17 protein-coding genes are annotated in these 21,003 nt (G+C 66.5%); 13 read left to right on the forward strand and 4 right to left on the reverse strand.

The genetic code is table 11. The annotated features are described in order from the left end of the window. Positions 1–147: 147 nt before the first annotated feature. From AC25ND_RS02840 to AC25ND_RS02860, 5 genes are all read left to right on the forward strand, one after another. Positions 148–1,422: a glycerate kinase type-2 family protein gene (locus tag AC25ND_RS02840; protein ID WP_186600399.1), complete on the forward strand. Its 1,275-nt coding sequence runs from the start codon at positions 148–150 to the stop codon at positions 1,420–1,422. Continuing rightward, positions 1,419–2,834 (forward strand): pyruvate kinase, encoded by a 1,416-nt coding sequence (pyk, locus tag AC25ND_RS02845; protein ID WP_062574708.1) that lies wholly within the window; start codon positions 1,419–1,421, stop codon positions 2,832–2,834. The genes AC25ND_RS02840 and pyk overlap by 4 nt, the downstream gene beginning before the upstream one ends. Positions 2,835–3,042: 208 nt before the next feature. Continuing rightward, positions 3,043–3,918 (forward strand): urea transporter, encoded by an 876-nt coding sequence (locus AC25ND_RS02850; protein WP_213883625.1) that lies wholly within the window; start codon positions 3,043–3,045, stop codon positions 3,916–3,918. 45 nt (positions 3,919–3,963) lie between these two features. Continuing rightward, the gene (locus tag AC25ND_RS02855; RefSeq protein WP_062574710.1) at positions 3,964–4,785 is read left to right on the forward strand and encodes an ion transporter; all 822 of its coding nucleotides are present in this window, start codon (positions 3,964–3,966) and stop codon (positions 4,783–4,785) included. Between the two features lie 123 nt (positions 4,786–4,908). Continuing rightward, positions 4,909–5,907 (forward strand): sulfate ABC transporter substrate-binding protein, encoded by a 999-nt coding sequence (locus tag AC25ND_RS02860; protein WP_028692830.1) that lies wholly within the window; start codon positions 4,909–4,911, stop codon positions 5,905–5,907. A gap of 15 nt (positions 5,908–5,922) precedes the next feature. On the opposite strand, the gene AC25ND_RS02865 is transcribed toward AC25ND_RS02860, so the two are convergent. Next, entirely contained in the window at positions 5,923–6,852 is a 930-nt protein-coding gene (locus AC25ND_RS02865; protein ID WP_463402414.1) for a class I SAM-dependent methyltransferase, read from the reverse strand. A gap of 161 nt (positions 6,853–7,013) precedes the next feature. Here AC25ND_RS02865 and AC25ND_RS02870 point away from each other — a divergent pair, with 161 nt between their 5' ends. From AC25ND_RS02870 to AC25ND_RS02885, 4 genes are all read left to right on the forward strand, one after another. Continuing rightward, the gene (locus tag AC25ND_RS02870) at positions 7,014–7,667 is read left to right on the forward strand and encodes a DsbA family oxidoreductase (protein ID WP_349739020.1); all 654 of its coding nucleotides are present in this window, start codon (positions 7,014–7,016) and stop codon (positions 7,665–7,667) included. Beyond that, on the forward strand, positions 7,664–8,767 hold the full coding sequence (locus AC25ND_RS02875) for an efflux RND transporter periplasmic adaptor subunit (protein WP_051555770.1): 1,104 nt from the start codon (positions 7,664–7,666) through the stop codon (positions 8,765–8,767). The genes AC25ND_RS02870 and AC25ND_RS02875 overlap by 4 nt, the downstream gene beginning before the upstream one ends. 36 nt (positions 8,768–8,803) lie before the next feature. Beyond that, positions 8,804–11,881, forward strand: a complete 3,078-nt coding sequence (locus tag AC25ND_RS02880; protein WP_028692827.1) for a MexW/MexI family multidrug efflux RND transporter permease subunit — start codon at positions 8,804–8,806, stop codon at positions 11,879–11,881. Between the two features lie 78 nt (positions 11,882–11,959). Next, on the forward strand, positions 11,960–13,327 hold the full coding sequence (locus AC25ND_RS02885) for a TolC family outer membrane protein (RefSeq protein ID WP_088851692.1): 1,368 nt from the start codon (positions 11,960–11,962) through the stop codon (positions 13,325–13,327). A gap of 40 nt (positions 13,328–13,367) precedes the next feature. Here AC25ND_RS02885 and AC25ND_RS02890 read toward each other — a convergent pair whose 3' ends face one another. The 3 genes from AC25ND_RS02890 to AC25ND_RS02900 all read right to left on the reverse strand — a co-directional run bounded on the left by AC25ND_RS02890 (position 13,368) and on the right by AC25ND_RS02900 (position 15,297). Then, on the reverse strand, positions 13,368–13,574 hold the full coding sequence (locus AC25ND_RS02890) for a DUF3077 domain-containing protein (RefSeq protein WP_038705692.1): 207 nt from the start codon (positions 13,572–13,574) through the stop codon (positions 13,368–13,370). Between the two features lie 32 nt (positions 13,575–13,606). After that, positions 13,607–13,846 carry a hypothetical protein gene (locus AC25ND_RS02895; RefSeq protein ID WP_036986827.1) on the reverse strand — a complete coding sequence of 80 codons (240 nt, stop codon included), beginning with the start codon at positions 13,844–13,846 and terminating at the stop codon, positions 13,607–13,609. 554 nt (positions 13,847–14,400) lie between these two features. After that, the gene (locus AC25ND_RS02900; protein WP_052896062.1) at positions 14,401–15,297 is read right to left on the reverse strand and encodes a LysR family transcriptional regulator; all 897 of its coding nucleotides are present in this window, start codon (positions 15,295–15,297) and stop codon (positions 14,401–14,403) included. Positions 15,298–15,876: 579 nt separating this feature from the next. Here AC25ND_RS02900 and AC25ND_RS02905 point away from each other — a divergent pair. The 4 genes from AC25ND_RS02905 (at position 15,877) to AC25ND_RS02920 (ending at position 20,997) form a co-directional block, all read left to right on the forward strand. Then, complete coding sequence (locus AC25ND_RS02905; RefSeq protein WP_062360730.1) at positions 15,877–17,064, forward strand: hydroxymethylglutaryl-CoA synthase; 1,188 nt, start codon at positions 15,877–15,879, stop codon at positions 17,062–17,064. Between the two features lie 5 nt (positions 17,065–17,069). Beyond that, positions 17,070–17,852 carry an enoyl-CoA hydratase-related protein gene (locus tag AC25ND_RS02910; protein WP_028692824.1) on the forward strand — a complete coding sequence of 261 codons (783 nt, stop codon included), beginning with the start codon at positions 17,070–17,072 and terminating at the stop codon, positions 17,850–17,852. A gap of 80 nt (positions 17,853–17,932) precedes the next feature. After that, a complete protein-coding gene (asnB, locus tag AC25ND_RS02915) occupies positions 17,933–19,876 on the forward strand; it encodes an asparagine synthase (glutamine-hydrolyzing) (protein WP_028692823.1) in 1,944 nt (647 codons plus the stop codon). Continuing rightward, positions 19,873–20,997 (forward strand): FAD-dependent oxidoreductase, encoded by a 1,125-nt coding sequence (locus AC25ND_RS02920; protein WP_028692822.1) that lies wholly within the window; start codon positions 19,873–19,875, stop codon positions 20,995–20,997. Before asnB ends, AC25ND_RS02920 begins: the two co-directional genes overlap by 4 nt. Positions 20,998–21,003: the final 6 nt, after the last annotated feature.

The following is a 21,003-nucleotide window of genomic DNA, read 5'->3' on the forward strand; positions in this document are numbered from 1 at the left end:
CCACGATTCCAGATCCAACACCGCTTGACCTGCAACCACAGGTCCAGTGGTGACACCGAGCAACACCCGCCCCTGGTTCGGCCTGCACGGAGGCAGTTCCAGGGGCGTTTTCGATTGTGCAAAACAACAAGAATCTGGGAGCCTGCCATGTCGGTCGATCCACAAAAACTCCTGCGCGAGCTGTTCGACACAGCCATCGCCGCCGCCCACCCCCGTCAGGTCCTCGAACCCCACCTGCCCGCCGACCGTAGCGGCCGGGTCATCGTCATCGGTGCCGGCAAGGCCGCCGCCGCCATGGCCGAAGTGGTCGAAAAGAGCTGGCAAGGCGAAGTCTCTGGCCTGGTGGTCACCCGCTACGGCCATGGCGCCAGTTGCCAGAAAATCGAAGTGGTCGAAGCCGCCCACCCGGTCCCCGATGCCGCAGGCCTGGCCGTGGCCAAGCGCGTGCTCGACCTGGTCAGCAACCTGAGCGAAGACGACCGCGTCATCTTCCTGCTGTCCGGCGGCGGCTCGGCCCTGCTGGCCCTGCCCGCCGAAGGCCTGACCCTGGCCGACAAGCAGCAGATCAACAAGGCCCTGCTCAAATCCGGCGCCACCATCGGCGAGATGAACTGCGTGCGCAAGCACCTCTCGGCGATCAAGGGCGGCCGCCTGGCCAAGGCCTGCTGGCCGGCCACCGTCTACACCTACGCGATTTCCGACGTACCCGGTGACCTCGCCACGGTCATCGCCTCCGGCCCCACCGTGGCCGACCCGAGCACCTCGGCCGACGCCCTGGCGATCATCAAGCGCTACAACATCGACGCGCCCAAGGCCGTCATCGACTGGCTCAACAACCCGGCCTCCGAGACCGTCAAGGCCGATGACCCGGCCCTGGCGCGCAGCCACTTCCAGCTGATCGCCAGGCCCCAGCAGTCGCTGGAGGCCGCCGCGGTGAAAGCCCGCCAAGCCGGCTTCAGCCCGCTGATCCTCGGCGACCTGGAGGGCGAGTCGCGCGAGGTGGCCAAGGTGCATGCCGGCATCGCCCGGCAGATCGTCCTGCACGGCCAACCGCTCAAGGCCCCCTGCGTGATCCTCTCCGGCGGCGAGACCACCGTCACCGTGCGCGGCAACGGTCGTGGCGGGCGCAACGCCGAGTTCCTGCTCAGCCTCACCGAAAGCCTCAAGGGCCTGCCGGGTGTGTACGCCCTGGCCGGCGACACCGACGGCATCGACGGCTCGGAGGACAACGCCGGCGCCTTCATGACCCCGGACAGCTACGCCTGCGCCGAGGCCCTGGGCCTGTCGGCCAGCGATGAGCTGGACAACAACAACGGCTATGGCTACTTCGCCGCCCTCGACGCGCTGATCGTCACCGAGCCGACCCGCACCAACGTCAACGACTTCCGTGCCATCCTGATCCTCGAGACTCCGCAATCATGACGCCTGATAAAAAAGTCAAAATCCTCGCCACCCTCGGGCCTGCGATCAAAGGCATCGATGACATCCGCCAACTGGTCGAGGCCGGGGTGAACATCTTCCGTCTCAACTTCAGCCACGGCGAGCACGCCGACCACGCCCTGCGCTACCAGTGGATCCGCGAAGTCGAGCAGCAGCTCAACTACCCGCTGGGCATCCTCATGGACCTGCAGGGGCCGAAGCTGCGGGTCGGCCGCTTCGCCGACGGCAAGGTCCAGCTGCAACGCGGCCAGGCCCTGCGCCTGGACCTGGACAAGACCCCGGGCGACAGCCGCCGGGTCAACCTCCCACATCCGGAGATCATCGCCGCGCTGGAGCCGGGCATGGACCTGCTGCTCGATGACGGCAAGCTGCGCCTGCGCGTCACCGCCAAGCACGGCGACGCCATCGACACCGAAGTGCTGGCCGGTGGCGAGCTGTCCGACCGCAAGGGCGTCAACGTACCCCAGGCGGTGCTGGACCTCTCCCCGCTGACCGAAAAGGACCGCCGCGACCTGGCCTTCGGCCTGGAGCTTGGGGTGGACTGGGTGGCGCTGTCGTTCGTCCAGCGTCCTGAAGACATCGTCGAGGCGCGCCAGCTGATTGGCGAGCGCGCCTACCTGATGGCCAAGATCGAGAAGCCCTCGGCGGTCGAGCAGTTGCAGGCCATTGCCGAGCTGTCCGACGCGATCATGGTCGCCCGTGGCGACCTGGGCGTGGAAGTGCCGGCCGAAAGCGTGCCGCAGATCCAGAAAGGCATCATCGGCACCTGCCGCCAGCTGGGCAAGCCGGTGGTGGTGGCCACGCAGATGCTTGAATCGATGCGCTTCTCCCCGGCCCCGACCCGCGCCGAGGTCACCGACGTGGCCAACGCCGTGGCCGAAGGTGCCGATGCTGTGATGTTGTCGGCCGAGACCGCCTCGGGCGACTACCCGCTGGAAGCAGTGCAGATGATGAGCAAGATCATCCGCCAGGTGGAGAACGGCCCGGACTACCAGGCCCAGCTCGACGTCGGCCGGCCCAAGGCCGAAGCCACGGTGTCCGATGCCATCAGCTGCGCGATCCGTCGCATCAGCGGCATCCTGCCGGTGGCGGTGCTGGTCAACTACAGCGAGTCGGGGGCCTCGACCCTGCGCGCCGCCCGCGAGCGGCCACGGGCGCCGATCCTCAACCTGACGCCGAACCTCAACACGGCGCGCCGCCTGAGCGTGACCTGGGGCGTGCACTCGGTGGTCAACGACCGCCTGCGCCAGGTCGACGAGGTGGTCTCCACGGCGCTGGAGATCGCCCAGGCGCAAGGCATGGCCAGCCGTGGCGACACGCTGCTGATCACCGCCGGTGTGCCTTTCGGCAAGCCGGGTTCGACTAATACGCTGCGCATCGAGACCTTGGTCTGAGATCGCCGGGGGCGCTGTGCGCCCCTTTCGCGACACAAGGCCGCTCCCACAGGGATCACACCCAGGCCTGAACACACGATCCCTGTGGGAGCGGCCTTGTGTCGCGAAAGGAGGGCGCAGCCCTCCCCGTACACCGATGCAACAGAACTGCGGATAACCCGAGGCCCAAAGAGGCCCACCGCTCCCCCACCCACCTTGCCGACTGCCCATGTACACCAAGAATTTCGTCAACCCGTGCCCGGACTGGGCCACGGCCTTGCTCAACGGCTTCAGCCAGGTGCTGCTGCTGCGCAACCCCCTGTGCGGCCTGTGCTGCCTGCTGGCCATTCTGCTCACCGCGCCCGACCTGGTCGGCGGCGCCCTGCTCGGCGCCCTGGCCGGCCTGCTCACCGCCCAACGCCGCGGCTACGACCGCGCCGACCGCCAGGCCGGGCTGTATTGCTACAACGGCGTGCTGATCGGCATCCTGATCAGCGCCGTGCTGCCCTGGTCGGCGATCCTGCCGCCGCTGATCATCGCCGCCGGCGGTCTGTCGAGCATACTCACCCACCAGTGGCGCAAGCGCGGCGGCAAGCTGCTGGTCGCCTACACCGCGCCCTTCGTGCTGCTGGGCTGGGCCACCCTGCTGCTGGCCGAGCCATCGGCCAACGGCTATGTCGAGGCAGACCCTGTGTATGCCCTGCTGCGCGGCGTGGGGCAGATCTTCCTGCTCGACAAGCCCATGGCCGGCCTGCTGATCGTCATCGGCATGTACTTCGCCAACCCCTATGCCGCCACCTGGGCGGTGATCGGCTCGGCCATCGGCGGCGGGGTCGCGCTGCTGGCCGGTGAAGCGCAAGGGGCCTGGTTGGGGCTTTATGGCTTCAATGCGGCACTGGCCGCGCTGGCCTTCAGCCGCCAGGGTGAGAAACCCTGGGTGACCTTGCTCGCCATCGCCTGTGCCTTGCTGCTACAGCCACTGTTCAACCTGCTACCGCTCGCCGGGCTGACCGCGCCGTTCGTCACCGCCTGCTGGCTGATGCACCTGGGCAACCATCTGGCCCAGCTCAACCAGCGCCGTAACGCGCCTCGCTTGCACAGCTGAAACACAGCCCCTAGGCTCTGCCCATTCGCACAATGGAACGCGCCCATGGACAACCCTTCGAGCCTGCGCGAGCGGCTCTACGTCATCGTCTTCCAGACCGACACCGTCGCTGGAAGACGCTTCGACAAGATCCTCCTGCTGATCATCCTCGCCAGCCTGGTCACGGTGATCCTCGACAGCATCGACGAAATTCACCAGAACTACGCCGGGCTGCTGGCCGGCATCGAGTGGGGCTTCACGGCGATCTTCCTCGCCGAGTACATCACCCGCCTGTACTGCTCGCCCAAGCCGCTGCGCTATGCCTTCAGTTTCTACGGGCTGGTCGACCTGCTGGCGATCGTGCCCGGGATCATCGCCCTGTACTACAGCGACGCCCAGTACCTGCTGATCATCCGGGTGATCCGCATGCTGCGGATCTTCCGCGTGCTCAAGCTCAGCCCCTATCTGAAGCAGGCCCACTACCTGCTGGCGGCGCTGCAGGGCAGCAAGCAGAAGATCATCGTGTTCCTGGTCAGCGTGTCGACCCTGGTCACGGTGTTCGGCACGCTGATGTACGTGATCGAAGGGCCGGAGCACGGCTTTACCAGCATTCCCAAGGGCATCTACTGGGCCATTGTCACCCTGACCACGGTAGGCTTCGGCGATATCGTGCCGAAGACGCCGCTTGGACAGGTGCTGTCGTCGCTGGTGATGATCACCGGTTACTCGATCATTGCCGTGCCCACCGGCATCTTCACCGCCGAACTGGCCAATGCCCTGCGTGGCGAGCAGTTGCAGCATGACTGCCCGACCTGCGCCAAGCACCACCACGAGCATGGCGCGGCGTTCTGTTCGCGCTGTGGCAATGCGTTGTTTCCGAAGCAATAGGCAGCGTCCCAAGGCGGGGCAAGCATAAGCAAAGAGCCATTTGATCTTTAGCGACCAAAGCGCCAAACGCTATAGTCGCTGGCATATCGCCAACCCTTTGAATCAGAACAAGGAATGCCCCCAGTGAAAAAACTCTTCAGCGCCTCGCTGCTCGCCGCGGGCCTGGCCCTGGGCAACCTCGCCCAGGCCGCCCCGACCCTGCTCAACGTCTCCTACGACGTGATGCGCGACTTCTACAAGGACTACAACCCGGCGTTCCAGAAGCACTGGGAGGCCGAGCACAAGGAGAAGGTCAATGTGCAGATGTCCTTCGGCGGCTCGAGCAAGCAAGCGCGCGCGGTGATCGATGGCCTGCCGGCCGACGTGATCACCATGAACATGGCCACCGACATCAACGCCCTGGCCGACAACGGCAAGCTGGTGCCGGACAACTGGGTGAGCCGCCTGCCGAACAACAGCGCGCCGTTCACCTCGGCCACCGTGTTCATCGTGCGCAAGGGCAACCCCAAGGCGCTGAAGGACTGGCCGGACCTGCTCAAGGACGGCGTGCAGGTGATCGTGCCCAACCCCAAGACCTCGGGTAACGGCCGCTATACCTACCTCTCGGCCTGGGGCTACGTGCTCAAGCAGGGCGGTGACGAAACCAAGGCCCGCGACTTCGTCGGCAAGCTGTTCAAGCAGGCGCCGGTCCTGGACACCGGTGGCCGCGCCGCCACCACCACCTTCATGACCAACCAGATCGGCGACGTGCTGGTGACCTTCGAGAACGAGGCCGAGATGATCGCCCGCGAGTTCGGCCGCGACCAGTTCGAAGTGATCTACCCGAGTGTGTCGGCCGAGGCCGAGCCGCCGGTGAGCGTGGTGGACAAGGTGGTAGCCAAGAAAGGCACCCAGGCCGTGGCCGAGGAATACCTGAAGTATCTGTGGTCGCCCGAGGCCCAGGAAATCGCCGCCAACAACTACCTGCGCCCGCGTGACGCCACCGTGCTGGCCAAGTACACCGACCGCTTCCCGAAAGTCGACTTCCTGTCCGTTGAAAAAACCTTCGGCGACTGGCGCACCGTGCAGAAGACCCACTTCAATGACGGTGGCGTGTTCGACCAGATCTATACCAACAAGTAACCGCCCTTCGCCGGGTCAGGCCTGCTGGCGGAACACCAGCGCCTTCAGGCCACCCTCCGGATCCGCATCCGGAAACTCCGGCGGATTCTTAAGCCGCTCGACAAACACCAGCCCCGGCGCCTGCTCGGCCATCCCCTCGATGAGAAACTGCGGCCCGATCCCCGGATCGTTGACGCAGGCCAGCACCGTACCGCCTTCAGTCAACAACTCCGGCAAACGCCGAAGGATCTTGGCGTAGTCCTGGGTCAGCACGAAGCTGCCGCGCTGGAAGGTCGGCGGGTCGATGATGATCAGGTCATACGGCCCGTACTTGCGCACCTTGCCCCATGACTTGAACAGCTCATGCCCCAGGTACGCGACCCGCGAGGCGTCATGGCCGTTGAGTCGGTGATTGTCGCGGCCCCGGGACAGCGCCGACTTGGCCATGTCCAGGTTGACCACCTGCTCGGCGCCGCCGGCGATCGCCGCCACCGAAAAGCCGCAGGTGTAGGCGAACAGGTTGAGTACGCGCTTGCCGGCCGCCTGCTCGCGTACCCAGCGTCGGCCATAGCGCATGTCGAGGAACAGGCCGTTGTTCTGGCGCACGCCCAGGTCGAGCAGGTACTTCAGGCCATCCTCGACCACCTCGCGCTGCTGGCACGGCTCGCCCCACAACCACTGGCCAGGGCTGTCCGGCAGGTAGCGGTGCTGCAGCAGGATGGCCTGGCCGGTCCACTGCGGGCGCTCGGCCAGCGCCATCAGCATCGCTTCGAGCTCGGCCAGCTGGCCCTCGGGCGGCTCGCGGAACAGCGCCACCAGCAACACACCGTCGAGCCAGTCGACGGTAATCTGCTCGAGCCCCGGCCAGCAACGGCCGCGGCCATGGAACAGGCGGCGAGTCTCCCGGGGGGCGGGATCGAGGGCGGCGAGCAGGTGCTGCTCGAGGGTGGCGATGGCTGGGCTCATGTCGGCTACGGTCAGGCAAAAGCGCCATTCTACCCGCTCAAGGCCGGGCCGGGCGGTCATCAATGAAGGGGATGAGAGGGTTTGCGGCACTTTTGTCGCTTTTTTCTTGCCGGGGCGCTGTGGATAGTGCGGCCATCCCTCCCTGAAACCGGATCACTGCCATGTCACCCCTGAAAGTCGAATTCTTCCACGATGTCGTCTGCGGCTGGTGCTTCGTCCTCGCCCCGCGCCTCAAGCAGTTGCAGGACGAACTCAACCTGGACATCCAGCACCGCAGCTTCATCCTGCAGACCAGCCGCGAGGCGATGGTCGAGCGCTTCGGCTCGATGCCCAAGGCCAAGGAAACCATCCTCAGCCACTGGCTGTCGTGCTCGCGCGCCGAGGACGTCAAGCGCATCAACATCGAAGCCATGCGCCAGCAGGACTTCGAATACCCCACCGGCCTGCTCTCGGGCCTCGCCTGCCAGACCGCCAAGGCGCTGGGCGGCAACGAAGGCCACGAGCGTATGTTCGACCGCCTGCAGGAAGCCCACCTGGTGCAGGCCCGCAACATCGGCGACCGCGCCACCGTGCTGGCCGTGGCCGCCGAGGCCGGCTTCGACCCGCAGGCCTTCGCCACGGCATTCGACCAGCAGGCCCCGCAGATGCTCGAGGAAGAACTGGCCCTGGGCCGGCGTCTGGGCATCAGTTCGGTGCCCAGTCTGGTGATCGATGGCCGTTACCTCATCCCCGGCGCCCTGAGCCTCGAGCAGCTGCGCCAGACCTTCATCCAGGTCCGTGCCAACCAGAACCAGGCGCAAGGAGCCGCCCAATGAAAAACCGTTACTGGATCGCCGCCGGCACTTCCCTGTCGTTGCTGGCCATGGCCCTGCTGCCCGCCCCGGCAGTGGTGGCCAACGACGCCCCCGCCGCCCAGGCCAACGCCACCCCGGTGGCGGTCGCCCGGGTGCAGTCCGGCCCCATGCCGCAGGTGCTCAGCGCCGTCGGCACCCTGGAGGCGGTGCACCAGGTCAATGTCTCGCCGGAAGTCGGCGGGCGCATCACCGCGCTGGAGTTCACCGCCGGCAAGGCCGTGGCCGCCGGCCAAGTGCTGGTCAAGCTCAACGACGCGCCCGAGCGCGGCGAGCTGGCCAAGCTGCAGGCCCAGGCCAAGAACGCCAAGCTGGCCCTGGAACGCACGCGCAAGGTGCTGCCGCTGGCCTCCACCCAGGCCCAGCTGGACCAGGCCCAGGCCAACTATGACCAGTTGCTCGGCGAGATCGCCCAGGTCCAGGCGCAGATCGCGCAGAAGACCATCCGCGCCCCGTTCGCCGGCGTGCTGGGCATCCGCAAGGTCAACCTCGGCCAGTACGTCAGCCCCGGCGACAGCCTGGTGACCCTCACCGAGCTGTCGCGCCTGCACGTCAACTTCCCGCTGCCCGAGCAGTCCGCCGCCGCCCTGCAGGCCGGCCAGGCCATCACCCTCAAGGTCGATGCCTGGCCGCAGCAGCGCTTTGTCGCCGCGGTGACCACCCTGGAGCCGCAGATCGACCCGGGCGCCCGCTCCATGCAGGTGCAAGCGACCCTCGACAACCCCGGCCAGCAACTCAAGCCGGGCATGTTCGCCAACGTCAGCATCGAGCTGCCGAGCCACGCCGATGTGCTCAGCGTGCCGGAAACGGCGATCAGCTACAGCGCCTACGGCAACTCACTGTACGTGCTGCGCGAGAAGGACGGCGCGCTGCGCGTGGAGCAGGTGTTCGTCAAGCTCGGCGCGCGCCGCGACGACCGCGTGGTGGTGCTCGATGCGCTGACCCCGGGCGACCGCGTGGTGGTGTCCGGGCAGATCCGCCTGAGCAACGGCATGCCGGTGCGGGTCACCGACGACACCCTGGCCGCCAGCACCACGCGCAAGCCGGACCTGGCCCAGCAGTAATGGGTTTGCGTGCCACTGAAAAGGACCTGTAGCACCATGAAATTCACCGACCTGTTCATCCGCCGCCCGGTACTGACCCTGGTGGTCTGCGCGATGATCGTCATGCTTGGCCTGCTGGCGCTGCTGAACCTGCCGATCCGCCAGTACCCGCAGCTGGAAAGCGCGACCATCACCATCACCACCGAATACCCCGGCGCCCGCTCGCAGCTGATGCAGGGCTTCGTCACCCAGCCCATCTCGCAAGCCGTGGCCTCGGTCGACGGCGTCGACTACCTGAGCTCGACCTCGACCCAGGGCAAGAGCGTGATCAGCGTGCGCCTGAAGCTCAACGCCGACTCCAACAAGGCCCTCACCGAGATCATGGCCGCCGTCAACCAGGTCAAGTACCGCCTGCCCGAAGGCGCCTACGACTCGGTGGTGGCCAAGTCTTCCGGCGAAGGCACGGCGGTGATCTACGTCGGCTTCTCGAGCAAGGACATTGGCCTGCCGGCGATCACCGACTATATCTCCCGCGTGGTGCAGCCGCGCCTGGCGGCCATCGACGGCGTGGCCGAAGCGCAGATCCTCGGCGGCCAGAAGCTGGCCATGCGCCTGTGGCTGGACCCGGCGCGCATGGCCGCGCGCAACCTGTCGGCCAGCGACGTGGCCGAGGCCATCCGCCAGAACAACTTCCAGGCCGCCCCCGGCCAGACCAAGGGCCAGTACGTCTCGGCCAACATCAACATCAACACCGACCTGACCAGCGTCGACCAGTTCCGCCAGATGGTGGTGCGCCGCGACGGCGACACGCTGATCCGCCTGAGCGACATCGGCACCGCCGAGCTCGGCGCCACCTCCTATGACACCAGCGGCATCATGGACGGCGAGCCGGCGGTGTTCATCGGCCTGCACGCCACCCCCGCCGGCAACCCGCTGACCATCGTCGGCGCGGTGCAAGAGATGATGCCGCAGATCCGCGAGACCATGCCGCCGGGCATGACCGCCAACATCGTGTTCGAGGTGGCGCGCTTTATCCAGGCGTCCATCGATGAAGTGGTCAAGACCCTGATCGAGGCCGTGGTGATCGTCGCCGTGGTGATCTTCCTGTTCCTCGGCTCGCTGCGCAGCGTGCTGATCCCGCTGGTGACCATCCCGCTGTCGCTGATCGGCGCGGCGGCGATCATGAGCCTGTTCGGTTTCAGCATCAACCTGCTGACCCTGCTGTCGATGGTCCTGGCCATCGGCCTGGTGGTGGACGACGCCATCGTCGTGGTGGAGAACGTCCACCGCCATATCGAGGAAGGCAAGTCGCCGTTGCAGGCAGCCTTGGTCGGCGCCCGCGAGATCGCCGGCCCCGTGATCGCCATGACCCTGACCCTGGCCGCGGTGTACGCCCCGATCGGCCTGATGGGCGGGCTGACCGGCGCGCTGTTCAAGGAATTCGCCTTCACCCTCGCCGGCGCCGTGGTGGTGTCCGGCGTGGTGGCGCTGACCCTGTCGCCGGTGATGAGCGCCTTCCTGCTCAACCGCCAGGCCAGCGAAGGGCCGATGGCCCGTGGCGCCGAGCGCTTCTTCCAGTGGCTGGGCAAGGGCTACGGCCGCGTGCTGGACGTCTCCCTGCACCACCGCTGGCTGACCCTGGCAATTGCCGCGGCGGTATTCGTCAGCTTGCCGATCCTCTACCTCGGCGCCCAGCGCGAGCTGGCGCCGGTCGAGGACCAGGCCCAGGTGCTGGCGGTGGCCAAGGCCCCGCAGTACGCCAACATCGACTACACCGAGATGTACGCGCACCGCATGGACCGCCTGTTCGCCACCTTCCCGGAAACCGACATCACCTGGGTGGTCAACGGCAACGACGGCCCGCGCACCGCGTTCGGCGGCGCCAACCTGAGCACCTGGGAAAAGCGCCAGCGCAGCGCCGACCAGTTGCAAGCCGAGATCCAGAAAGCCGTGGGCGAGATCGAGGGCGTGGCCATCTTCGCCTTCCAGCTGCCGCCGCTGCCCGGTTCCACCGGCGGCCTGCCGGTGCAGATGGTGATCCAGAGTTCCCAGGACCACCGCGTGGTGTTCGACGCCATGGACAAGATCAAGCAGGCGGCCATGGCCAGCGGCCTGTTCGCCGTGGTCGACTCCGACCTGGACTTCAACAGCCCGCTGGTCAACATCAACATCGACCGCAGCAAGGCCAACGACCTGGGCATCAGCATGCAGGCCATCGGCGACGCCCTGGCGGTGCTGGTGGGCGAGAACTACGTCAACCGCTTCGCCCTCGACGGCCGCTCCTACGACGTGATCCCGCAGGTGGCACGAGCCCAGCGCCTGTCGGCGGAAATGCTGGTCGGCCAGTACGTCAAGGCCGCCAACGGCGCCCAGGTGCCGCTGTCGACCCTGGTCAGCTTCGACATGTCGATCGAGCCCAACAAGCTGACCCAGTTCAACCAGCTCAACTCGGCCACCCTGCAGGCGGTGCCGGCGCCGGGCGTGAGCATCGGCGACGCGGTGCAGTTCCTCGCCGCCCAGGCCAATGCCCTGCCCACCGGCTTCAGCCATGACTGGCTGTCCGATGCCCGCCAGTTCGTCCAGGAAGGCAGCGCCCTGGTGGTGACGTTCATCTTCGCCATCCTGGTCATCTACCTGGTGCTGGCGGCGCAGTTCGAAAGCCTGCGCGACCCGCTGGTGATCCTGGTCAGCGTGCCGATGTCGGTGTGCGGCGCGCTGATCCCGCTGTACCTGGGCTACGCCACGGTAAACATCTACACGCAGATCGGCCTGGTGACCCTGGTCGGCCTGATCAGCAAGCATGGCATCCTCATGGTCGAGTTCGCCAACGAGCTGCAGCAGGCCGACCAGCTCGACCGCCGCACGGCCATCGAGCGCGCCGCGCAGATCCGCCTGCGGCCGATCCTGATGACCACCGCGGCCATGGTGGTGGGCCTGGTCCCGCTGCTGCTGGCCAGCGGCGCCGGTGCCCACAGCCGCTTCAGCCTGGGCCTGGTGATCGTCATCGGCATGCTGGTCGGCACGCTGTTCACCCTGTTCATCCTGCCCACCGTGTACTCGCTGCTGGCCAAGGACCACCGCGCCAGCGAAGACCCACGCCTGCAGGAACTGGCCGCCTACACCCAGCCGGCCTGACCCCTTCGCCCGCCCTCCCCTGTGGCAGCCGTGATCGGCTGCCCCTGGGAGCGGCCGGCCCGGATAAAGAGAAACGACATGCTACGTAAGACCCTTCTGCCCCTGCTGTTCCTGGCGCCCCTGGCCCAGGCCGTTGCCGCCGAGCGTGCGACGCTGATGTCGGTGTACGCCCAGGTGGTCGAGCACAACAGCGACATGGCCGCCGCCCGCGAGAACTACCTGGCCCGCCGCGAGGCCGTGCCCCTGGCCCGCGCCCGCCTGCTGCCGCAGGTGGCCCTGGATGCCGAGGCCGGCGACGTGCGCAGCGACCGCCACCGGGTCGAGCAGCGCAGCGGCAGCCTGTACCGCCTGAGCCTCGACCAGCCGCTGTTCGACCTCAGCCGCTGGTTCGACTTCAAGGCCGCGCAGTCCGAGAACGAACAGGCCGAACTGGACTTCTCGGCGTTCCAGCAGCAACTGATCCTCGACACCGCCAGCCGCTACTTCGACACCCTGCTGGCCGAGGACAACCTGGCCACCGCCAAGGCCGAGCTGCGCGCCTTCGACCGCCAGTTGCAGCAGACCCGGCTGAGCTACGACGCCGGCCTGTCCGACCAGAACGACATGCTCTCGGCCCAGGCCAGCTTCGACCGCGCCAGCGCCAACCTGATCGACAGCCAGCGCCGCAGCGAAGACGCCTACCAGGCGCTGATGCGCCTGACCGGGCAGGCGCAACCGGCATTGGCCGGGATCCGCCACAGCCTGCCGGTGCAAGCGCCGGTGCCCGCGCGCGCCGAGGCCTGGGTCGAACAGGCCATGGCGCAGAACCTGCGCCTGCGCGCCAGCCAGGCCGCCGTCAGCCAGGCCGGCCAGACCCTGCGCAGCAGCAAGGCCGATCACCTGCCGACCTTCAACCTGGCCATGGGCTACGCCGAGGGCGACAGCGACCTGATGGATTCCAGCGCGCACTTCGGCCAGCGCTCCGGCAACCAGCGCGACAGCTCGGTGATGGTGCAGATGAAGCTGCCGCTGTTCAGCGGCGGCGGCACCAGCGCGCGGGTACGCCAGGCCACCCATGAGCTGGCGCGCACCGAGTACGGCCGCACCAGCCTCGAACGCGAGGTGCTGGAAGGGTCGCGCAACGCCTTCCGCGCGGTGGTCAGCGATGTCGAGCAGGTGCGCGCGCGGCGCCAGAGCATCATCTCCAGCCAGGGCTCGTTGCGGGCCACCGAGGCGGGGTATGAGGTGGGCAGCCGCAACATCGTCGATATCCTCGATGCCCAGCGCGACCTGTACAACGCGGTGCGCGACTACAACGTCTCGCGCTATGCGTACATCGTCGACAGCCTGCGCCTGAAGCAACAAGCCGGCAGCCTGAGCCCGGATGACCTGCGTGAGCTGGCGGGGTATCTGAAGCTGGACTACGAGCCGGAGCGGGATTTCCTGCCGAGTGATTTGCGCGGGTGAAGCATTGGGATCGTCGGGGCCGCGCAGCGGCCCCAACGTTTTATCGAGTCCTGTTGTTCATCCCCAACTCCATATCATCAATCAACGCCTTGGCCATGGCACTCAACATGCGCGCTGCGCTGCCCGCCATCAGGTCGCCTTCCATCTCGGCCTCGCAGGTGAGGTGGCGAATGCAGCCAAGCAGCACCGACAACTCGCTGAAGGCATCCGCGAAGGGAATGCCCGGCTCGACCTTGAACAGGTCCATGCAGCGGGTCCGGCCTGCGGTACGTGCGTTGGTCATGGCTGCACCTCTGGCTTGTGTTCGAGCAAGGCACAGGCCAGCTGGCCGAGGTAGTCGCTGGCGGCGAACAGACGGTCCTGGGCTTCGCCAGGGTCGGTCTTGAAGTAGATATCGAGGACATCGGAAATGGCGGTGGCCACTTCGACGGCGGCAGCCATGGCTTCTTCGCGGGTGAGGGTCGGGCGGATAGCGATGAAGGGGGCTAGACGGGGTGGGTCTGGGACGATCTTTTTCATGGTCAACACTCCTGCGCAGTTCAAGAATGCTGCCCTCCGGCGCCTTTCTCACGGGACAAAGGGTGGCAGCCGTGCACGGGGTGAGAAACCGAGGCGCAAGAGAAACTCGGCCAGACCGAAGTCTGCCCGGGCACGGCTGCCATAACTGGATTGCCGATACTTTACGCCTCGGGTTCTCACACCCGGTCACCTGATATGGCGACCCCGTGAAGTTATCCGTGGGGTATTTCCCCGACAACGCAGCAGCTTCCGGCAGGCGCGTAGGATAGTTCCCAAGCTTTGCCGGCTGAAGCATTTGGTTTCAGGTTCGGAAACATCTGACAGTGTTCGAGATGGCCGGGGCTGCTGCGCAGCCCTTTCACGACACAAGGCCGCTCCCACAGGGACCGCGCCATGGCAGAACCGGCACATATCCTGTGGGAGCGGCCTTGTGTCGCGAAAGGGCCGCGTAGCGGCCCCGGCGAGCTAAAGCCAAACGCTGACTCAGAACACCTTGAACGGCGGGGACCTGGAATCGACACCGCAATGAAACGCACATCAAGCTGCCCCAACAATCACCCCGGCCGATACTCCCGACACCGCTCCCGCAGTATCTGCGCCAGCAACCGCACCTCGGGACTGTGCCGGTACTCCTCGGGATACCCCATGTACATCGGCACCTCCCGCTCCCGCTGATGCTGCAGGTTGACCCGCACCAACCGCCCTTGCGCCAGCCCCTGCTGCACCCGATGCTCCGGCAACCAGGCAAAGCCCATCCCCCGCTCGACGAAGCTCTCGGCCGCCGCCAGGCTGCTCACCGTCCAGCGCTGCGAGGTCCCCAGCCAGCCGCTGTTCTGCGAATTGCGCGTGCCGGAATCGCGGATCACCACCTGCCGGTGGTTCTTCATGTCGTCCAGGCTCAACTCCCCCTGCGCCGCGCTCAGCGGGTGGCTGGCCCCCACCACGCAGACCAGCGAGACATTGAGCAGGAACTCCTGCAGGTAACCGGAAGGCAGGCTGCTGGCGATGCCCAGCTCGACCTTGCCATCCTCCAGCAGCTCGCGGGCCCCGGACAATGCCGTTTCGTACAGGCGGATACGGTGATCCTTGTACTCCAGGGCAAACTCCTGCAATGCCTGTTGCAGCAATTCGATGGGGAACAGCACATCCACCGCCAGCGCCTGCTCGGTAAACAGCCCCGGCTGGTACTGGTTGGCCAGGTGCTCGAGCTTCTGCGCCGCCCCCAGCAGGTGCTTGGCCTGGGGCAGCAGGGCCTTGCCCAGGGAGGTGAGTACGGCCTTGCGGCCTTCGATGATGAACAGCTCCTGGCCCAGGAGCATTTCCATGCGGTTGACCGAGTGGCTGATGGCCGACTGCGACTTGTACATGTGCTCGCCGGCCTGCTGGAAACCGCCGCACTCGACCGTGCAGACGAACGCGCGCCACTGATCGAGACTGATCTTGGAAAACACCATCACCTCCTTGTGTACCCGAAAACCGGGCGACGAATCCTGTGTCCTGCGGCGTTGTACCACAGCTGCGCACGACACATGAAGACCATGCCGCGATGCACGCACTTTTTGTCACTATTCGCCCAGGCCACTTCGTGCGACAACAACGTCCCGGACAGTGTCCGGCACTAATGGATGAATAATGGACAAGGAGCGTCCCCCATGCAGAGATGCACACGCGATACGGCCTAAACCAACAGCCGGAACAACACGGCAAAGTATGCGGCGATAACGCCATAAAATTTTCATATTAATTTAATTGAAAATTTTAATTGCCATATTGTTCAACACCCTCTCCCAAACCTTTATGGAAGCCGCGTGGCAGCACGGGGCCTGCGCCTGCGCGCACTAAAAAACGCATAACTTAATAGCCAAAAAAACCATGAACAGGCGTCATCAATCCCATCGGAATTATTCGCTTTTTTTGGCAAAAGCTTCAGCCGCAATAATTAAATGGCCAGCAGGGACTGGCACCGGAACAACAAGACCGGTTGTGTATTTTGGGATTTTTTCAACAGTGAAAAATAATTGGGCATACACATGAAAATCGGCATTGATGATATTGGGCTGTCTGTACCGCAACACTTTTTCGCACTGGAGGAACTTGCCGAACGGCATGGTATCGATCCGCAGAAGTACCTGGTCGGCATCGGCCAGGAGTTCATGGCCGTGCCGGCCCCTGACGAAGACATCGTGACCCTGGCGGCCAACGCCGCCCTGCCGCTGCTCGATGACGCCACCCGCGCCTCGATCGCCACGGTGATCCTCGCCACCGAGAGCGGCATCGACCAGTCCAAGGCCGCCGGCCTGTTCGTCCACAGCCTGCTCGGCCTGCGCGCCGACTGCCGCGTGGTGGAGTTCAAGCAGGCCTGCTACGGCGCCACCGCCGGCTTGCAGATGGCCCGCGCACTGGTCGCCCAGCGTCCTCACGAGAAGGTGCTGGTGATCGCCACCGACATCGCCCGCTACGAGCAGAACTCCGAGGGCGAATGCACCCAGGGCGCCGGCGCCGTGGCCATGATCGTGGCCGAGAACCCGCGCCTGCTGGAGCTGCACCCGCACCAGGGCCGCTACAGCCTGGACGTCTCGGACTTCTGGCGGCCGAACCTGCGCAGCACCGCGCTGGTCGACGGCAAGCTGTCGATCGAGGTCTACCTGGAGTCGCTGCGCAACGCCTGGCAAAGCTACCGCGCCGACGGCGGCCTGGGCCTGGAAGACATGAGCTTCCTGTGCTTCCACCAGCCGTTCACCAAGATGGCGAAGAAGGCTTTCTCGGTGTTCGAGGCGATCGAGCCTGAAGCAGCCAAGGCCCTGGGCGAGAAGGCCTACTCCACCAGCCAGCTGTACGGCAAGGCCATCGGCAACTGCTACACCGCCTCGCTGTACATCGCCCTGCTGTCGCTGCTGGACAACAGCGACGAGGACCTGACCGGGCGCAACATCGGCCTGTTCAGCTACGGTTCGGGCAGCGTCGGCGAGTTCTTCAGCGCCACCGTGGTGCCGGGCTACCAGGCCCATTCGCGGCGCAAGGCGCATGCGCGCATGCTGGCCAGCCGCACCCGCCTGGGCCATGAGCAGTACAGCAGCTGGTTCTACGGCGACAACCACCCGGCCGTGGCCGACTACAGCACCCCGTACGTCACCGGCGGCGCGTTCCGCTACGGCGGTTGCGAGGGCTATCGCCGTCAGTACGAGAGCACCGCCCTGTCCCTGAAGATGGCGAGCTGACGACCATGAGCGACGTGCTGCTGAGCTGGCCGCAACCTGCGGTCGCCTGCCTGACCCTGAACCGTCCGCATGCCGGCAACGCCCTCGACGAGGCCCTGCTCGGGGCCTTGCACGAGCAGCTGCAGGCCCTCGCCGAGCACCCGGGGCTGCGCGCCCTGGTGCTCGACGGCGCCGGCGAGCACCTGTGCACCGGGGCGGACCTGGAGTGGATGCGCCGCAGCCGCGAGTTCGACCATGCGCGCAACCTGGAGGACGCCAGCCTGCTGGCCAACGTCCTGCAGCGCCTGGACGATTTCCCGGTGCCGGTGCTGATGCTGGCCCGCGGCGCGGTGTTCGGCGGGGCTTTGGGCCTGCTGTGCTGCGCCGACCACGTGCTGGCCGCCGAGGATGCGCGGTTCTGCTTCAGCGAGGCGCGCCTGGGCCTGGCCCCGGCCTTGATCAGCCCCTACGTGGTGCGCGCCATGGGCGTGCGCCAGGCACGGCGCTACATGCTCTCGGCCGAGGTGTTCGGCGCCGAGGACGCGCTGCGCCTGCAGCTGGTCCACCGCCTGGTGCCCGCCGCCGAGCTGGCGCAGGCCCGCGACCGCTGGCTGGCCACCCTGCTGCAGACCGGCCCCCAGGCCAGTCGCGAGATCAAGCAGATGCTGGCGCGCCTGGCAGGCCGCGACCACCTGCTCGACGAGCAGGGTTGCAACCTGCAGCTGATCGCCCGCCTGCGCACCTCCAGCGAGGGCCAGCACGGTCTTGCCGCCTTCTTCGAACGCAGCCGCCCCGACTGGGCGCAATGAACCCTGGGTGCGCGGACCACGAAGCCCGCGCCGTTCCGGCGTCGCCGACGACGCCCGACCTATGAGAAAAGGATTTTGCCATGTGTGGTTTCATCGGTGTCTACCAGTCCAAACGCAACAGCATCAGCGACCAGTCGATCCTCGACGCCCTGGCCGCCATCAACCACCGCGGCCCGGACGAGCACAGCCTGTGGCGTGACCCGGGCGAGCGCGCCGTGCTCGGCCACACCCGCCTGAGCATCATCGGCCTGGACAACGGCATGCAGCCGATCGTCGCCGACGAAGGCGACCTGGCGGTGATCGTCAACGGCGAGTTCTACGACCACGAGCGCATCCGTGCCGAACTGCAGGCCGAAGGCGCGATCTTCAAGACCGCCTCGGACAGCGAAATCGCCTTGCACCTGTACCGCCGCTCCGGCATGGCCGGGCTCAAGGAGCTGCGCGGCGAGTTCGCCATGGTCCTGTTCGACCGCCGTCGCCGCCTGATGCTGGCGGTGCGCGACCGCCTGGGCATCAAGCCGCTGTTCTACACCCAGCATGAAGGCAACTGGTACTTCGCCTCCGAGATCAAGGCCCTGCTGGCCGCCGGCGTCAACCCGACCTGGGACGAGAACGCCTACGCCAGCCGCGCCTTCTACCTGCGCGACCACACCCTGTTCGAAGGCGTGCGCAGCGTACAGCCGGGCTGCTGGGTGATGGTCGACCACGGCGGCCTGCACAGCGGCCGCTACTGGGACATGGAATTCGCCCGCCGCGACACCCCGGCGCCGAGCGACGAGGCCGGCATGATCGAATCCGTGCGCGCCGCCATCGAAGAAGCGGTGCGCCTGCGCCTGCGCGCCGACGTGCCGATGGGCGTGTACCTGAGCGGCGGCATCGACTCCTCGGCGATGCTGGGCATGGCCACCGCCCTCAAGGGCGAGCCGCTGGACGCCTTCAACCTGTCGTTCACCGACATGGACGACTACGACGAGAACCGTTTCGCGCGCATGGCCGCCGAGCACAACGGCGCGCGCTTCCACACCATCGAGATCACCCAGGACGACCTGGCGGACAACTTCGAGCAGGCCGTGTGGCACAACGAGACGCCGTTCTTCAATGCCCACGGCGTGGCCAAGTACATCCTCAGCAAGGAAGTGCGCAAGGCCGGCCTGAAGGTGGTGCTGACCGGCGAAGGCGCCGACGAAGTGTTCGCCGGCTACCCGCACTTCCGCCGCGACATGCTGCTGTACAACAACGAACAACAAGACCCGAAAGTCATCGACCTGCTGCGCCAGCGCATCCAGGCCAACGAGCAGGGCTACACCAACGCGCACATGCCCCACGACATCCACTGGATGGTCGACCAGCTCAAGCACGGCGTGTCGTGGCTGGACAACCAGGCCGGCTGGTTCAAGGCCCTGGAGAGCCTGTACCGCGGTGACTTCCGCGACCACTTCACCGGTGTCGACCCGTATCGCCAGTTCTTCGACCGCCTCGACCACGGCAAGCTCGCCGACCGCGACCCGGTGCACAACTCCATGTACCTGTGGGCCAAGTCGTACCTGCCGAACTTCGTCCTCACCACCCTGGGCGACCGCATGGAGATGGCCAACAGCATCGAAGGCCGCGTGCCGCTGCTCGACCACCACGTGGTCGAACTGGCCTGCCAACTGCCGGTGTGGATGAAGGTGCGCGGCGCCACCGAGAAGTACGTGTTCCGCGAAGCCATGCGCCCTTACCTGCCCAAGGCCCTGTACGAGCGCAAGAAGCACTACTTCCGCGCCCCGCCGGCCACCCTGCAGCAGCAAGGCCGCCTGTGGCAACTGGTGCAGGACACCCTGCACAGCCGTGACCTGGACGCGCTGCCGTTCTTCGACGCGGCCAAAGTCCGCACCCTGCTCAAGCAGCTGCCGACCCTCAGCGCCCAGGAACAGGGCCTGCTCGACCCGATGCTGATGGAGCTGACCAGCCTGTGCCTGCTGCAACGCCGCTACCGCATGAGCGGCCAGAGCTGGAACACCTTGAACGAGGTGGCCGCATGAAGATCGCGATCATCGGCGCCGGCCTCAATGGCTTGGCCTGCGCCCTGATTCTCAAGCGCTTCGGCCTCGAGGCCACGGTGTACGAGCGGGCCAATGGCCCGCGCGACTCGGGCACCGGTATCTACGTCTGGCCCCAGGGCGTACAGGTGCTGCGCTTCCTGTTCAACGACACCGGGTTCATCGGCCGCGGCAAGGCCATCGAGTTCCTCGACACCCATGGGCGCGACGGTCGCCTGATCCACAGCCAGCCGGTGCGCCCGGACGGCCTGGGGATCCCGGCGCCGGCGGTGATGTTCCCGCGTCCCGAGCTGTTCGGCCTGCTGCGCGAACGCCTGGCCCCCGGGCAGATCCGCTACCAGATGGGCTGCGAGAAGGTGGAGAAGGTCGGCGAACAGGCGCGGGTCACCTTCAGCAACGGCGAACAGGAAGACTTCGACCTGGTGATCGGCAGCGACGGCGTCGGCTCCACCGTGCGCCAGTGCCTGGAGCCGGGCCTGACGCCCTACGACACCGGGCTGGTGGCCAGTCGCGGCATGGTCGAGTTCGACTCGCCGCTGCTGCTGCCCGACCGTTGCCAGATCTTCGCCTCGGAGTTCTCGCGGGTGGTCACCTACCCGCTGGCGGCCGACCGTCCGTACCGCTACTGGTTTGCCGCCTACCAGCACCGCAACCAGCCGCTGCTCGACCGCGACGGCCTGGTGCGGCTGTTCGCCGACCTGCCGCCGGATGTGGTGCGGATGATGGAGGCCACCGAGCACGAGCAGATCCTCACCCACAAGATGATGGCGCTGACCGGTGCCGGCTGCTGGCAGAACGGCCGCGTGGTGATGCTCGGCGACAGCATCCACGCCATGCTGCCGACCCTCGGCTACGGCCTGACCCTGGGCCTGGAGAACGCCTTCATGCTCGCCCAGGCCCTGGTCGGCTGCTGCGACGAGCGCCTCGACAGCGCCCTGCAGCGCTACGAGATCCGCGCCGCCGAGCGCTCGCGGGTGATGCTGGAAGTGATGCGCGACATGACCGACCTGTACTACTTCGAGGAGGACAGCGCCATGACCTCCTCGCGGATCCGGCCGATCGTCGAGCGCTTCCACGACCTGGCCCTGACCACGGTGTTCTGAGGAGAT

The organism is Pseudomonas sp. P110(2024) (assembly GCF_057480795.1).